Raw genomic sequence first — 367 nt, forward strand, 5'->3', positions numbered from 1 at the left:
GTCCATGTCGCCACCACCGCCATACACCACCGTGTTGCGCGCCAGTTCACTGACTGCCGTCACCAGCTTGGTCAGGTCCACCAGGCGCATGCCGCATTCGCCGGCCAGCTTGCGCGCCAACTGACGCGCCAGTACCACATCCTGTTCGATTCGTACCGGTTGGCTGCCGCTTTCGCGCACATTCATTTTTGGCTCACACGTTGACGCAGCACTTGCATGCCACGCTCCACATTGAGTGCCGTGCTTACGCCCGGCAGGGTAAGGCCCAGTTCGACCAAGGTAATGGCCACGGCCGGCTGCATGCCGACCACCATGGTTTCGGCATCCAGAATGCGGGACAGGCCAGAAATGCTGGCGATCATCCGGC

General features: G+C 61.9%; 2 protein-coding genes. Both read right to left on the reverse strand.

The genetic code is table 11. The annotated features are described in order from the left end of the window. On the reverse strand, window positions 1-186 hold a 186-nt coding region (locus QWI17_RS05700), incomplete at its 3' end, for an ATP-binding protein (protein WP_370661376.1). Continuing rightward, window positions 183-367: STAS domain-containing protein (locus tag QWI17_RS05705; protein WP_302721549.1), on the reverse strand; the 185-nt coding region annotated here is incomplete at its 5' end. The genes QWI17_RS05705 and QWI17_RS05700, both read right to left, overlap by 4 nt.

Origin of the sequence: Gilvimarinus gilvus, assembly GCF_030518155.1 — a bacterium.
Classification (GTDB): Bacteria; Pseudomonadota; Gammaproteobacteria; order Pseudomonadales; family Cellvibrionaceae; genus Gilvimarinus; species Gilvimarinus gilvus.